This window comes from Shewanella putrefaciens, assembly GCF_016406305.1.
GTDB classification, from domain to species: domain Bacteria; phylum Pseudomonadota; class Gammaproteobacteria; order Enterobacterales; family Shewanellaceae; genus Shewanella; species Shewanella putrefaciens_C.
Window position 1 is genome coordinate 4,401,046 of record NZ_CP066369.1, and the last position, 15,467, is coordinate 4,416,512.

Below are 15,467 nucleotides of genomic sequence, written 5' to 3' on the forward strand. Positions count from 1 at the left end.
TTGGGATTAGGCTGAATTTGGCAAAATCCAACCCGCTAACTACACTGAAAACGTCGACGGAGCGACGTTCATCTTCACCCCTTTTATGCCGAGGAACAGGGAATGTTAGCGCATCATTTATACTTCACCCGCACTGCATTTATGGTTTTTGCCATATTTTTTATATTGTTAACAGAGTCAGCCAATGCGCGTCAGACACCCGACCCCGGTTTAGTATCTTTGCCACAACCGGCACAGGCCGAACCTTTGCCCTTAGGTACACTGCGGGACAGCAATGGTCAGCCGATTGCAATTCCCAGCGAGCCGCAGAGCGCGTTCGAGTATTCGGCGCCCACTATTACCCCGGCAGACCCCTCCAAAACCCAAGCGACCAAAGCGACTAAAAAAACGACTAAACCAGCTAAAACGAAAAAACTCACTCGCAAACAACAGCTTGCCAGCCGTGAACATGTCGCAAATAACCCTAACTGCCGCTGGCTCGACCAACGTATGTCTCAGTTAGAAGCCCAAATGCGTAGCAAGCAGGATAACGCCAGCCAATATCACGCCGATGAGCTCAGCGCCCGCCAACAGGAATGGCAATGCTTAAAGTGTGGTGCCGAAGGGCCAAATCGAGACGATCACTCCCGCTGCCAGTATCGCCGCTAAATGATTTAACCCAAACGATAACCCATGCAATAGGCTGGTCTGTGAGCACAATCCACCCTACAATGGCTTTCTGCAGTTACAGCATCTCATCCTTGAAGTAAGACGGAGAAACTCATGGCTCAACATTTTGACTATATCTGCCTAGGCGCAGGCAGCGGTGGTATCGCCTCGGCCAACCGCGCCGCAATGCGTGGCGCTAAGGTGCTGCTTATCGAAGCTAAACACGTAGGTGGCACCTGCGTAAACGTAGGCTGTGTACCGAAAAAAGTCATGTGGTATGGCGCCCATATCGCCGAAGCTATGCACCTTTACGCTAAGGATTATGGCTTCGACGTTACTGTCAGTAAGTTCGATTGGAATACATTAGTCAACAGCCGCGAAGCCTATATTGGTCGTATTCACGATGCCTACGGCCGAGGTTTTACGAACAATAAAGTGACTCTGCTCAATGGTTATGGCCGCTTTGTGGATGGCAATACCATTGAAGTGGACGGCGAGCACTACACCGCCGATCATATACTGATCGCTACTGGCGGCGCGCCAACTATTCCGAACATTCCCGGTGCCGAATATGGTATCGACTCCGATGGTTTCTTCGCCCTGCACGAACAACCTAAACGTGTTGCCGTGGTAGGTGCTGGCTATATCGCGGTCGAAGTCGCCGGTGTGTTACACGCCCTTGGTAGTGAAACCCACTTATTTGTGCGTAAGCATGCGCCGCTACGTAACTTCGACCCTATGCTTATCGACGCCCTAGTCGATGCCATGGCCACCGAAGGCCCAACGCTGCACACCCATAGCGTGCCAAAAGCTGTGGTCAAAAATGCCGATAACAGCCTGACTTTAAGCCTAGAGAATGGTGAGAGCGTCACTGTCGATTGCCTGATTTGGGCAATTGGCCGCTCACCCGCCACTGGCAATATCGGCTTAGAAAACACTGACGTTCAATTAGATAGCAAAGGTTATGTCATCACGGACGAGCAGCAAAATACCACTCACAAAGGGATTTACTGTGTCGGCGACATTATGGCGGGCGGCGTAGAGCTCACCCCTGTGGCAGTTAAAGCGGGCCGTCTGTTATCCGAGCGTTTATTCAACGGCATGACAAATGCCAAAATGGATTACAGCTTGATCCCAACCGTAGTGTTTAGTCATCCACCTATCGGCACTATGGGCCTGACCGAACCCGAGGCCCGTAGCCAATACGGCGATGATAACGTCAAAGTTTATACCTCGACCTTTACCTCTATGTACACGGCCGTCACCAGCCATCGCCAAGCCTGTAAGATGAAGTTAGTTTGCGCTGGCAAGGACGAAAAAGTCGTCGGTATTCATGGTATTGGTTTTGGAATGGATGAAATCCTCCAAGGCTTTGGTGTGGCGCTTAAAATGGGCGCGACCAAGGCCGACTTCGATGCCGTTGTCGCCATTCACCCAACGGGTGCCGAGGAATTTGTTACTATGAGGGGTTAATGTAGAAAACCCACCTACACCCGTTCGTACTTAGAAAAACGGAGAGGCCAGAGCATCGTTCTCTGGCCTTTATTGATTGACTCATCGATACACTGCCTTTTCTACAACGTTTGCCCCAAAGCAAGACAAATTTTGTCGTCAGTTGTGTGCTGCACTTATTGTCATTATTTCCCCAGTGACACGACGCCTATTTATTTCACAAGAAGTGTCCTTATAGGCTCGACGGCGGCATCTGCTGTATATGGCTCTTGATTACAAGAATCGAATGTTGCGATTACATGGTCAATAATGTTCCAGACATCATAGTGACATTCCCCATATCCCTATGGGTCAGATGTGACTGAGAAACCATGTCGCCAACGGTCACTGATGCAACAATGCCAATCTTAACTATCTCTCACACTGTTCGTTTAGCAAAAAGCTATTGCGCCAAAGCCAGTTAACACTGTTATTCATTGCCATTGTTTCCACAGTGACACGCCGTGAATATATCCATATAGGCTCGACGGCGACATCTGCTGTGCATGGATGTACGAATGCCGCGTTCACATGGATGTGAAAGAGCGGCCATGTCGCCAACGGTCACTGTTGCAACAATGCCAATCCTAACTACCCCTCTGGCTGCTCGTTCAGCTAAAAAGCTATTACCTCAACGGCTCAAAGATTAGCCCTTTGTTGTCTGATAACTAGAGATACAAAAAGTAATAGATACCCGAAAGTAAGACCTGACTATGAGGGATTGCAAACATCGTTGCAGTAAAACAGTCTTGCCTAGACTGATTCACGCATGCAATCCTGCCATTTTACTTAGGCTTTGGGCTAACGCGCTTTGGTCCAAACTCGTGTTATGCCTATCAGTTCTAGCACGTTTATGCCCCATTGTGAGCAACGACCGATTAATCACTCAGTGCACAGAGGATAATTTGACTTACATTTAGTCATTCCAAAAATATGGAAGTAAAGTCAGATTACACCTCTATCTAAGTGACCAAATTTAGCGTACCAGTACAATACTTCCTTATTATGTGATAGTTGGAATTTAGGCTTTTATTGATAATGTTGCACCAAAAGCAATTAGACCCAAACCACACGCCTGATTAATTCTATGACCAAACTTTTGAATTATATGACTCGCGTGTACAGATGTGACTAGGTAAGCGACTATACAAAACCAAGCTATATGTAGAAGTGCAATGTAAACGCCATAGCTAATGACGAAAGGCATACCTTCATTATTGGCTGAGATTAGTTGGCTAAAGACGCTTAGAAAGAAAAGCATAGTTTTAGGATTCAATACATTACACAAAAAACCTTGAAATATAAACTTTCGAGTATGTGTGGGTTGGTCAGTTGAGTTTTCATAGTCTAATTTCAACTTAGAACTGACTAACCCTGTTACTCCGAGATAAATTAAATACGCCGCACCAATGTACTTTACTATGCTAAATAAAACCGCATTCTGAGAAACTAAGTGACTAATCCCAATTACTGAATAGGTAATATGCACACAAACACCAATCCCTATCCCAAGAGCCGTTAATATGCCCGCTTTTCTGCCAAAAATTGCACTGTTTTTAAATACTAAAACAAAGTCAGCACCAGGGCTTACTACGATTAAAAGCCCAAATACTGCAAAACTTAATAACTCCATTTTCTATCCTAACTGTTCATGATTTTAAAATAATTGTATAGATTTATTGGTAAGTTATAATCGAAAAAAAGGCACCCTAAATGTGAGAAAAAGTCACAGATGAGACATTTAAAAGCATTCTATGTATTTCATATTACGGCAGAGTCATCGAGTTACAGTAAGGCAGCAGAAAGACTTCATATCACTCACGGAGCAGTGAGTAAGCAAATTAAATTGCTAGAGAGCCATTTGTCGCAGTTACTGTTTTACAAACAAGGTAGAGGAATGTGTCTCACGCAAGAAGGTGAGCTACTCAAGCTGTACACTGATATTGCGTTTAATGCTCTAGATAATGGAGTTAAGAAGCTAACGAGGGAAAGCAATAAGCATCTTGAAGTTTCCTGTGAGCCCACATTAACTATGCGCTGGCTGATGCCTAGGCTGGCCAGTTTTTTCCAGCTTACGGGTATTGATGTTCGACTATCAACAGCAGGAGGGCCTGTGGATTTATGTGAAACAGGATTATCTTTAGCCATCCGGCGTGATGACTTCGATATTAGCCCAGAATATACGACACACAACTTAGTCAATGAGTGGGTTGGCCCTGTTTTTTCCCCTGAATATTGGAACAAAGCTCAGCACAACTTAGATGATATCGTTTTGCTTCATAGTGAAACGAGACCTTCTGCATGGTCAGATTGGTCATCACGTTCAACACATGCCTTTAATATCAATAAGTCTAAATCCTTTGAGCATTTTTATTTCTGCTTACAGGCGGCAGTTGACGGTTTAGGGGCTGCTATAGGGTCATATCCTCTGATAATCGATGACTTGAAAAACGGAAGACTGGTGGCTCCATTTGGATTTACTCAATCTGGACATCGTTATGTACTGCTCAGCCACACAGAAAGACTGGGAAGCAATGAATTGGAGTTCTTAAACTGGTTAGAAAAGACAATGTCCTTATGCCAGCCTGAAACTCTAGGTTCGTAATTGTAGTGGGTTAGTGAATTTAATCTGCTATTTGTATGCGACTAGCGTGGTTTGGAGTAGAAAAAGTTATCTGAAAGAGAAGGCTCTCCATCTCGTAGTAACACGGAAATGTCCATTAGCTTTTTACGAACATATAGTAAATTGGTAGTTAAAATTGGCATTGGGGCACCAGTGACCGTTGGCGACATGGATGTCGCCGTCGAGCCTATATGGATATATTCACGGCGAGTCACTGGGGAAACAATGACAATAAACTCCATAAATAGATAAAAAGATTAATCGCTTCTGTCCAAATCTAAGTTAAAGCTAGCATGATACTTTAATGCTCAGTTGTGGCTGGGATCGGGTTGCTGCGGTCAGTATGAATCTATATTTCTTTCCTACAAATATTCCAAATAACTTTCACATGTGAAACTGCTAACAACGTTTACTATCCACTGAAAGCGCTCAAACTGCCCAAATTGGTACATTGCAGACCTTTGGATCTCGATAGCGGTAGCAGACAGAATAGACCAACGGCCACCACTGTTGGCCTACGGCGGTTTGACTGAGTAAATAAGTTATCGCTTAGATTTAGTTTGCTTTATCCACAGCCAAAGGCCGCTTAGGGATACCAGCAATAACGCTAATCCGAAAATATCCCATAGCCACACGGCGTAGGCGCCAAATAAGCGGCCGCTGTGCAAATCTAGCATCACCCTTTCCCAGTTGAGGTTTGCGCTGCGGGCGTATTGAATCATATCGGCGTCCACAGGATCTGCCGAGATGATCCAGCGCAGCGGCGCTAATGGCTGTTCTGGTATCCAATCGATAAGATTTTCATCGGCTCGATAATAGCCTGAAGTGGTTTTAAGCCAAACGCGATTGACTGTTTCGGTGTGGGTTGCATCAAGGGGTAACGACTCTATGGCTAAGGCCTCTAACCCCTTAGGTAAACCCGTGCTGCTATTTTGAGTTTCCTGTAAGTGCCCTTGGCTATCAAATAGATAAAGTTGATTATTATCAATAGCGATCAACAGATTAGGTAAAAACACCGCACTAATTAATTGGCTTTGAGCCTCGAGTATTGGTTCACGCCCCAACCAAAGTCGGTTATCTGTGATAAATAGCGGCTGGGCTTCACTGCCAAATTGGGCAATATGCTGAGGGGTCGCAATCCCGTAATAATCCAACAGCCAAGCTTGTTGCACAGGGGATTGATTAAGCTGCAGTGCCTGGCTGTGGTTGATGGCAACACCCGTCACCACGAGCAATAGGATAAATAGGCAGCTTAAGATACCTAATCTACGGTGCCAAGGGCGAAGCGCGCGGGCAAATTTGTAGCTAATAGTCTGTATTGATTGTGATTTATGCTTTCGAGTCATAGTTACATTTTACGTCTGGCTAGTTGACTATTATTGACTCTTTTCGACCTTGGTCACTTTGGCTTTTGTAGCTTCGGCTTTTGTAACATAGTTATCGAGCCACAAAGCAATACGAGACAGTTTCGTCAAGGCTCTAACCGACAGGGTGGCGCCAGTAATACCGTCAATATGCTGATCGAGTTGAGTTTGGTCGTCGAGTTTGGCTGATTTGAATTGATCCGTAAAGAAATCATGGCGAACTTCATCGCCGCGGCTTTCACGGTAAACCAATACCTTAGTCCTGACTATGGCTTGGTCTTTAATATGGATCCCGACTGTGATTGGCGCTTCTTTGCCTATTTCATCTAAAATCCACACGGTTTCATTGTCTTGCTGCCAATAACGAATGCGCATCTTATTGAAACTATGGGCAAGTATCGATTCGATAACCTGTTTGGCATGCTCGTCAACCCAAAAGACCTTAGTTGTACCTTTATTGCCATTAAATGCCTGTTGAATAAAGGCATCGGCACTTTGGTATTCGACGGCGCTCAGCCGCAGAGGGCATACCGCGAGTAATAATATCCCTAGGCTGCTCATCAATGATCTGCCAAGGCGCTGGCCCGCCTTGGTCAGTGCCGCGAAAAATGTGCCCATAATCACCTTCAAAGATAATGAATAAAGTCACACACCTGCAGATGTGTGACTCGATTCGAGTAAGAAACAAAGCTTAGAACTGGTAACCCACACCTAAGTTGAAACCGTCGGCGTCTTTAGCGCCACCTTGGGTTTCATAATCGGCTTTAAACACCACGTTTTCATGTAACCAATAATTCACACCAATGTTGGTTTGGGTGATTTCGGTGTCAGCATCATTGCCAGCCTTGTTATCCCACGCATTGTAGCGGGCGAAGACCCCAAAGCTTTCGTTGAAACGATACGAAGGCTCAATGTAATAGCCTTGTTGCTTATCTTTCCCCAGAACCTCTGCCTCTTCACCATCGATATCCCATTGAGCATAAAGTGCTTTAATGGTGAAGTTTTGAATGCTGTAGATAGCGTGCGCAGTTAACAAGGTGGCCGATGCCGTATCGACACCCGCAGCGCCTTGGGTTAAATCCGCTTGATATTGTGCAGAAGCGGCCAGCTCTAAACCTGGCACTGCGGTGTATTTCACTCGGGCGGTATAGGCTAAATCTTCACCATTAGCGTTAGACACTTTTTGGCGACCGCTACGAATATCAAATGCTTTGTCGCCCGTTGTAGCAACGGCAAGACCACTCGTCACTGCGGTATCAAATGCGAGGCCCGGTGCCGCTTTAATATTTAACGCTAAACCCGCTTCCCACCACGTCGCAGGGATGATGTTTGCTTCAACGGGATTACGCTCAACACCGTAAAATGCTGGTGGCTCGTGGGTTTCGTTGATGATACCAACTGGCATCAGGAACAGACCCGCTTTACCCGTGAAGCTCTGGTTAAAATCGTGTTCGATATAGGCTTGCTCTATCTCAACTTCACCCTTTTTACCTTCGCCAGCCAATGCGTGTTCCACTTCTAGCTCAGAGAAAAAACGGGTTTTCTCAGTAAATTCATGGCCAAAGAACAACACAAAACGATGAAAATCGAACTCTTTTTTGTCAGTGTCTTTAATGTTGTCTGAAATATTGTTGTAGTGCAGTTCGCCATAACCACCAATGGTCGTTGCACTCTTGCTTGGGCCTGTTTCTTCAACTGCATCGGCGGTTTTTTCTACTCGCTTTTCAGTTTCTTCTAAGCGTTTTTCAAGATCCTGCAGCACTTGTTGTTGCTGCTCAATCACTTTACGCAGTTCTTGTGTTTCATCCGTGGCGAGCGCTTGATGGCTAGTAAAGAGGCCCAATAGCGCGCTAGCGAGTAGTGTTTTTTTCATTACCTTCCCCAAAATGGTCATTATTTGTAAACATATGTAAAAAATTGTGACGATTTTACACATTGGTTTAAATAATGCAAACAATTCGCATTTGGATTTATGATCTAGATCAATTCGTATTTACTAAAATACAACTAATGCAACACTTGATAACCGCAACGCACTTTTAGTGATTGTTTAAAGGCCCTTGCACCCGACAAAAATCATAATTCAACAAATTGCACACTAAAAAACCCGCCAAAAATGAATTATCGATATTTTTTATAGCAATTTTTTGACAATCAATCATTTAACCCTAACCTGATTTAGATTTTGATTATTTTCAAGCCAAGGTTAGTGATGTTTCACAAATACAGTCGATGCAACTGTGATACCTTAGGCGCCCAAAAAAGCGTGTCGGGGGAGTTACGCAAACATGAAAAGCAAGAATTTATTAGGCAACATTGGTGTGCAAGTGGTTATAGCCATGATTATTGGTGCACTGGTGGGTTTTATCATGGGAGAAAGTGCGAGTATCTTCGCGCCACTTGGCACCATTTTTATTCATTTAATCAAGATGCTAGTGATACCTCTCGTCTTGGTTTCTATCATCAGCGGCGCAGCGAGTTTAGGCGATAGCCCGTCGGCGGGTAAGATTGGCGTCGGCACTTTTGGTTTCTTTATTGTGACCTCAGGCTTTGCCGTGGTGCTTGCCTTGGTGATGGGTAATCTATTTCAGCCGGGGGCTGGGGTCGATTTTACCGCCCACAGTGGCGCAGATTTAATGGAAGTGACTAAGGATCATGGCGCACTACCCGGGGTGATGGATACCTTTATCGGTATGATCCCAACCAATGTGTTTGAGTCACTGAACGGCGGTAACATCTTACAAATCTTAGTCTTTAGCATCTTCTTCGGTATCGCGCTGACTAAGGTTAAGGGCGATGGCGCTAAGCCTATCTTGGCCGCACTCAATACCGTTGTTGACGCCTTTGTGTGGATGATCAACTGCGTGATGATCATCGCGCCAATTGGTGTGTTTGGTTTAATGGCCGATTCCGTCGGCACCTTTGGTTTCGACGCGCTAGAAGTCGTGTTTAAGTTATTTGCCGTGTTTGTGGCCGCGATTCTGATCTACGGCTTTCTGTTCTTCCCATTGGTGGTGCAGTTATTCTCTAAAGTGTCGGCACGGCAATTTATTTCGGCGATGAAGAAACCGCAGGTAATGGCATTATCGACCGCATCCTCCATGGCGACTCTGCCGGTGAATATGGAAACCTGTGAAGAAGATCTTAAGATCTCTAAGGCAACCACCGCCTTTGTACTGCCCCTAGGCGCAACCATTAATATGAGCGGCAACGCGATTTATTATGGTTTAGTCGCCATGTTCTTCGCGCAAATGTACAACGTTGACCTCTCAATGACGGCCTATGCGGCGATTATCTTTACCTCCACCTTAGGCGCCATTGGTCAAGCGGGCGTGCCTGGCCCATCATTTTTAGTGGTCGCCGTGCTACTCGCGGCGGGCATTCCTATCGATGGTTTACCACTATTATTCGCCTTAGACAGGGTATTTGACATGATCCGCACCGCGCTTAATATCACGGGCGATGCGGCCTGCGCCGCGATTATGGATAAATATACCGCCGAGCAAACCTCGCACTAACTGATTGAATACGAAGGTATATCCCTAGGCTTGAATAGGCTTGCTTATTCAAGCCTTTTTTATGCGCTACGTTTGCCCTTATTGTGCCCATTTACTCGACGTCCAAAACCTTAATGTGATCTTGGCGTCACCTTAGGCTAAGCTCGAACGGCTTGGCCTCGCAATTCGCATTTCTTTATCCCACGAGCCACTCAGAGGCGCCGTGTTTCTGCGATAATCACTTAGCGCTAATATCCAAAGGAGTTTTGCACTATGTCTGTTTTTGCCCCCGCAAGCCCCTTTGCCGACTATATCTATCGCCACTTTCGCGCCATCCATGCCCTCAAACTCGGCCTTGCCCTACTGATTGCCGTGACCATCAATGCCATTTGGTCGCCACCGCATTTTATTTGGAGCATGGTGACTATCGTGATCATTATGATGAGTCTGCCCCAGGTGGGCGGCGCGATTGAAAAGTCCCTGCAACGGGCGGTAGGCACTTGTTTAGGCTCGGCTTATGGCGTGATGTTAGTGGCGACCATCGACAGTTATTGGCTGATGATGGGGCTGCTGATTTTAGGGGTGACGCTGATTTGCTTTATCTCGGCTGGGCGTTATAGCTACGCCTATTTAGTCGCGGGATTTACCATCATTATCGTTGTTGGCGATGCCAACCATGATACCTCTGAGGCGCTGTGGCGCACGGCTAATATTCTGCTCGGCTGCATTATCGCTATTCTAGTTTCCCTGTTTATTTTCCCAATTAAGGCCAAACACGATTGGCGCAGTCAGCTCGCCAATGCCATCAACAGCATGGCTAAGGTACTCACTCAGCATTTACAGGCGCCCGCCAACCATGACTTAGATTTTCGCGCCGACCTCGAAGCGGCCATGAAGGCGGTATTAACCCAAAAGAAACTGTTTTTCTCCCTCGAGTGGGAAAGCCAAACCCTGAAAAAGCACAAAGTGCTGCTCGCGGAATTAGTCAATAAACAGGTTCGGCTGATCACCCTGCTCGAACTCTTGCCCTTAAGCCGCTGGCAGGAGGCCGATAAAGAGGCCTACCATCAAATCAATAACGTCGCCGCCGAGCTTACGGCGTATCTGCAGCGACTTGGCGAATTTGTGGCGGGTAAAAATGCTTCTTTACCCACCTTGCCACCAGCGTTAGAGCAGGAGCTGCAACAGAGATTACAACTCACCTTGGCAACTCCAATGCAGGCCTCAGCCACTGTCGCAAACGAGGTGGCACAGGGATTTGCACTCACAGGATATGGCTGGCTTATCTATCAACTCGCCATCGCCGTCGAGGCGCTTTATGCCGATATAGCCATTATCGAAGTCGCCTATAGCGGACAAACCGTGTTACACAAAACTGCCAAGCGTTCATAAGCCGTTACCACGGGGAATTACGGCTAAAAACCACTCTCGCGACCCAAGATAAACCCTTGGCAGCCCTTGCGCTTGCTGGGGGTTTAATGAAAAGATACCGCCCTAATAAAAATTCGATATATGGACTCTTTTCATGCGCTTGTTTTCCCCTTCCGTTGTCGCAATCGCCTGCTTATCGGCAGGATCATTATTGACTCCCCATTTAGCCTTATCCGCAAATACCGAAGCGACTCAAACCAAGGCAACTAAAACTGAGACTACAAAAACTGAAGTTGCTAGCGCCGAGGTTACGAAAACCGAAGCCGTGCCAACCCCTGTGGTTGAAGCCAGTGTAGATAACAGCGCCACAGAACCGACAGCCGAAGCCGCTCCCGAAGCAGCAGTCAATGTGGTCGCAACGCCGACTCGTGCTAATACCTTTGTAAATGATGCCATTTTACCGCCGAGCATCACTTGGCATGGCGGCAGCGAAGCCCTATTACTCAGCGCAGATCACGAATGGGCAACGCCCTTCGAGCAAAGCAATGGCCTAGAAAGCCCAAGCTATGACGATACCATCGCCTGGCTCGATAGACTGGCGGCCGAAACCACTAAATTACAGAAAGTGAGCCTCGGCAAGAGCCCTCAAGGCCGCGATATTTGGATGTATGTCGCCAGTAGCGAAGGCATAAACGAATCGGCGCGCCTCAAGCAAAACACTAAGCCGACAATTCTTGTGCAGGCGGGGATCCACTCAGGGGAAATCGACGGTAAAGATGCCGGCATGATGTTGCTGCGGGATATAGTTAAAGGCGAGAAAAGCGATCTACTCGAAAAAGCCAACCTGTTGTTTGTGCCCATATTTAGTGTGGATGCCCATGAGCGCAGCGGCGAATTTAATCGCGTAAACCAACGCGGCCCGGTGAATATGGGCTGGCGCACCAATGCCAATAATCTCAACCTTAACCGCGACTATGCCAAGGCCGACACCCTAGAAATGCAGCATATGCTGCGGGCCATCAACGTATGGCAGCCGGATCTGTATATCGATGTGCATGTGACCGACGGCATAGATTACCAATACGATATCACCTTCGGCTACAACCTCGCCCAAGGCTTGAGTCCCGCCAGTTTCCGCTGGCTCGAAAACAGCTATCGCCCCGCAGTAGAAGCGGCATTAACCGAGCAGGGCCATATTCCCGGCCCGCTGATCTTCGCCGTCGACAATACCGATATCACTAAGGGCATGTCGCTGTGGAACCCAAGCCCGCGCTTCTCTAATGGTTATGGCGATGCCCGTCATCTGCCCACTATTTTGATTGAAAACCACAGCTTAAAGCCCTTTAAGCAACGGGTACTCGGCACCTATGTGATGCTAGAGCAAACTCTAAAAACCGTTGGCACTCAAGCCACTAAGTTAAAGAGTGCGATTCAAGAGGATAAATACCGCGCCTCGCCGCTGATCACATTAACGTGGAAATCGGCGCCACTGGCTAAGGGTTGGGATTTTAAAGGCATAGACTACACGCTTGAGAAAAGTCCAATTAGCGGCACCGACGTTGTACGTTGGACGGGCGAACCGAAGCTGTACCCTAACCTGCCTGTGATGGCCGAAACTGTGCCGGATATTAAAGTCACTCGCCCGAGTGCCTACTATATTCCTGCAGAGTGGACACAGGCCATCGAGCGTCTCAATCTGCACGGCATTCGTATGACGCGTTTAAGCAAACCCACAGAGCTTAAACTGCAACAATACGCCTTAAGCAATCCGGTGTTTAACACTAAGGCATTCGAAGGGCGACTCACGGTGAAGGCCGACTCGACACTGGCCAAAGTGATCACTACCTTGCCCGCGGGCACAGTGAAAGTCAGCACAGATCAACCCTTAGGCGATCTGGCGATTTTACTGCTTGAGCCACAATCGCCAGATTCCTTGCTGCAATGGGGTTTCTTCAACCCTATCTTTACCCGCACCGAATATATTGAGGACTATGCGATAGAGCCGCTGGCCGCCAAGATGCTTAGCGACGACCCTAAATTGCAGGTCGAGTTTAATAAGGCGCTGGAAAACCCAGAGTTTGCCGCCGATCCCGAGGCGCGCTTACGCTGGTTCTATGAGCGCAGCCCTTACTACGATTATCAATATCTTAAATATCCGGTTTACCGTAGCCGCTAATCTTAGCCATCAAAAACGGCAAGGATTAAGCAGGCTTACGCGCGCTGATGCTATACACCAAGGGCACATGCTGCCCTTGGTGTGTTAACACATAACGGCCATCGGCTTGCGCCTCAAGCCCTTCGAAGCAGTTATAAGGGCTGAAATCAAATTCGTTGAAAAACTCCAACACTAAACCCGCCTGCAATAATGCATTGATCACTTCAGACAAACTGTGCGACCAGCACATTAAGGTTTGCTGGTCATCACCGGCATTTTCGGTATAAGTGCCTTCCTGCTCTATGTCTGGCTCACCCCGATTAAAATAGCTATAGCCATCGCACAACTGCTGCGCCGGATGAAACTCGGCCATGTAAAACTGTCCGCCAGGCTTTAAGCAGCGCGCAATCGTCTGCGCCCAAAGCGTTAAATCCGGCAGCCAAACAATGGCACCATAGGATGTAAAAACAATATCTTGTGGCTCAACCTTGTCCGCAACACTGTACACATCGCTACAGATAAACTCCGCGGATAACTGCGCCTGCTGCGTCAGCTTTTGCGCTTCAGCAATCGCCACCTCAGATAAGTCGATGCCGACCACGTTAGCGCCCATTCGCGCCCACGACAGGGTATCTAGGCCAAAATGACATTGCAGATGCAGTAAATTTTTGCCCGCCACCTCAAGCTCGTTAAGCTCTATTGCCTTTAATGATGTTTTGCCGCCCAGAAAGCCTGCAACATCATAAAAATCAGAGGTTAAATGCACCCGAGTGCGTGCATCCCAAGCAATCTTATTGGTCGTTAAATAATCCATTGGCAGCCTTTCTTTTATGCTTTGAGTCCAGCGGGATTGATGGGGCTCACACTAACCTAATAAATAAGCAATTTCACTAATCTGTGGGTAAATCACTCATTCGGCGGACATGTCCGCTTAAGCTGAATCGGACACATTAAAAGTAACATACTGATTATTATTGCATTTTAAAATTGGCATAGGATGTGCAATCTCTACTCACATAAAGTTAATCGCAATCAGTTCTGCACTCAGTCGGTCATCGAGTGCCGATAACAAGGAAGAATACAATGTCACTACGCCCCTTTATCTTCACCCTCGGATTTATCGCCGTCTTTACTGTTGGTGTTTCCCTCACGGGTTGCATTATTAATGTTAACGCCGCCGGCATGCTGGAGTTAGATCACCAGCAACGCGAGTTAGCGCTCGAGAGTCAAGATATAGAGGAGCTGATTGCCGAAACGGGTGCAGGCAGCCTTGAAATTATCGGTGTTGAGGGCCTTACCCAAATTAAGCTGGTCGCTGATATCTATAGTAATAAGGCCAGCACTGACGATAGCAAACTGATCCTCACCCTTGAGAAAAAGGCCAATAAAGCCAAGCTTAAGGCCGATTTTGAGCAGGAAAGCTTCAATAACTACTCGCCCTATATTGATCTTAAGCTGCAAGTGCCAATGGCTCTCGCCTTAGATGTAGATGACGGCTCTGGCGCCATATTAATCGAGGGGATGACTGCCAGCATCAAAGTCAAAGATGGTTCCGGCGAACTGATTATTCACGGTGGTAATGATGTCAGCATCGATGATGGTTCGGGTGCGATTGAAGTCACTCAACTCAATGGCAATTTAGCGATTACCGACGGTTCAGGCGCCATCACAGTGACGGATATCAAAGGCAATATCACTATCGACGATGGTTCGGGCGAAATTGCAGTCGCCAATGTACAAAATACCGTCAGTATCACAGATGGTTCAGGTGATATTAATGTTATTAACACTAAAGGTTTGAGTATCTTAGCAGCGGGCTCCGGCGATGTGACATTCGATAAAATCGACGGTCCTGTGAGCATGAAATAACCCGAGTATTGACCTTCTTCCCGGCGTAGAGACTGATATAACCAAGGTTCCCAACCCTAATATCAGTCTTCTACCCACCCTTTTTAGCGTTACCGTTCCATGGACATGCTTATGCACTTTATGCCACTAACCCCTTGTAGTGGCATTTTTTTTGGCTCTCGATTCTTACTTATCCAACCTCAATGCAGACCAGTCTTTAGTGGCGACGAATCAGCATCATGACTGTAATGATTTTAAGTGGGCATTTAACTTAGGGAAAAATTATCTTTGCGATGTAGTGAATTGGAACGAAAGATTAACCAATTGATTTGTTAAGAAAATAAATCGTTCTACAATTAAGCACCGCCATTACAGTGACACGCCGCCCTTTCGTTTAACAAGAAGTGTCCCTATAGGCTCGACGGCGGCATCTGCTACATACGGAAGTGCGAATGCAGCGATCACATGGT

The 15,467-nt window shown here is 46.9% G+C and carries 12 protein-coding genes; 7 read left to right on the top strand and 5 right to left on the bottom strand.

Annotated elements, in window-relative coordinates; all coding sequences use genetic code 11:
• The first annotated feature begins 102 nt into the window (after nt 1–102).
• Together JFT56_RS19105 and gorA are read left to right on the top strand one after the other, a co-directional pair.
• Complete coding sequence (locus JFT56_RS19105) at nt 103–648, top strand: hypothetical protein (RefSeq protein ID WP_198781540.1); 546 nt, start codon at nt 103–105, stop codon at nt 646–648.
• Between the two features lie 114 nt (nt 649–762).
• Entirely contained in the window at nt 763–2,121 is a 1,359-nt protein-coding gene (gene gorA, locus JFT56_RS19110) for a glutathione-disulfide reductase (protein ID WP_198781541.1), read from the top strand.
• Between the two features lie 1,039 nt (nt 2,122–3,160).
• Here gorA and JFT56_RS19115 read toward each other — a convergent pair.
• Nucleotides 3,161–3,772 (bottom strand): LysE family translocator, encoded by a 612-nt coding sequence (locus JFT56_RS19115; protein WP_198781542.1) that lies wholly within the window; start codon nt 3,770–3,772, stop codon nt 3,161–3,163.
• 99 nt (nt 3,773–3,871) lie between these two features.
• Here JFT56_RS19115 and JFT56_RS19120 point away from each other — a divergent pair, with 99 nt between their 5' ends.
• Entirely contained in the window at nt 3,872–4,744 is an 873-nt protein-coding gene (locus JFT56_RS19120) for a LysR family transcriptional regulator (RefSeq protein ID WP_198781543.1), read from the top strand.
• Nucleotides 4,745–5,304: 560 nt separating this feature from the next.
• Here JFT56_RS19120 and JFT56_RS19125 read toward each other — a convergent pair.
• From JFT56_RS19125 to JFT56_RS19135, 3 genes are all read right to left on the bottom strand, one after another.
• Nucleotides 5,305–6,108 (bottom strand): PepSY-associated TM helix domain-containing protein, encoded by an 804-nt coding sequence (locus JFT56_RS19125; protein ID WP_198781544.1) that lies wholly within the window; start codon nt 6,106–6,108, stop codon nt 5,305–5,307.
• Between the two features lie 30 nt (nt 6,109–6,138).
• The gene (locus JFT56_RS19130; protein ID WP_198781545.1) at nt 6,139–6,744 is read right to left on the bottom strand and encodes an FMN-binding protein; all 606 of its coding nucleotides are present in this window, start codon (nt 6,742–6,744) and stop codon (nt 6,139–6,141) included.
• Nucleotides 6,745–6,817: 73 nt separating this feature from the next.
• Entirely contained in the window at nt 6,818–7,999 is a 1,182-nt protein-coding gene (locus tag JFT56_RS19135) for a porin (protein WP_198781546.1), read from the bottom strand.
• Between the two features lie 415 nt (nt 8,000–8,414).
• Between JFT56_RS19135 and JFT56_RS19140 the strand changes: the two genes are divergently transcribed.
• From JFT56_RS19140 to JFT56_RS19150, 3 genes are all read left to right on the top strand, one after another.
• Nucleotides 8,415–9,644 carry a dicarboxylate/amino acid:cation symporter gene (locus tag JFT56_RS19140; RefSeq protein WP_198781547.1) on the top strand — a complete coding sequence of 410 codons (1,230 nt, stop codon included), beginning with the start codon at nt 8,415–8,417 and terminating at the stop codon, nt 9,642–9,644.
• Nucleotides 9,645–9,896: 252 nt separating this feature from the next.
• Nucleotides 9,897–11,015, top strand: coding sequence for an FUSC family protein (locus JFT56_RS19145; RefSeq protein ID WP_198781548.1), 1,119 nt, complete (start codon nt 9,897–9,899; stop codon nt 11,013–11,015).
• 133 nt (nt 11,016–11,148) lie between these two features.
• Nucleotides 11,149–13,170 (top strand): M14 family metallopeptidase, encoded by a 2,022-nt coding sequence (locus tag JFT56_RS19150; RefSeq protein ID WP_198781549.1) that lies wholly within the window; start codon nt 11,149–11,151, stop codon nt 13,168–13,170.
• Nucleotides 13,171–13,195: 25 nt separating this feature from the next.
• Here JFT56_RS19150 and JFT56_RS19155 read toward each other — a convergent pair whose 3' ends face one another.
• Nucleotides 13,196–13,963 carry a class I SAM-dependent methyltransferase gene (locus JFT56_RS19155; RefSeq protein ID WP_198781550.1) on the bottom strand — a complete coding sequence of 256 codons (768 nt, stop codon included), beginning with the start codon at nt 13,961–13,963 and terminating at the stop codon, nt 13,196–13,198.
• Between the two features lie 269 nt (nt 13,964–14,232).
• Between JFT56_RS19155 and JFT56_RS19160 the strand changes: the two genes are divergently transcribed.
• The gene (locus JFT56_RS19160; protein WP_198781551.1) at nt 14,233–15,018 is read left to right on the top strand and encodes a hypothetical protein; all 786 of its coding nucleotides are present in this window, start codon (nt 14,233–14,235) and stop codon (nt 15,016–15,018) included.
• Nucleotides 15,019–15,467 lie beyond the last annotated feature (449 nt).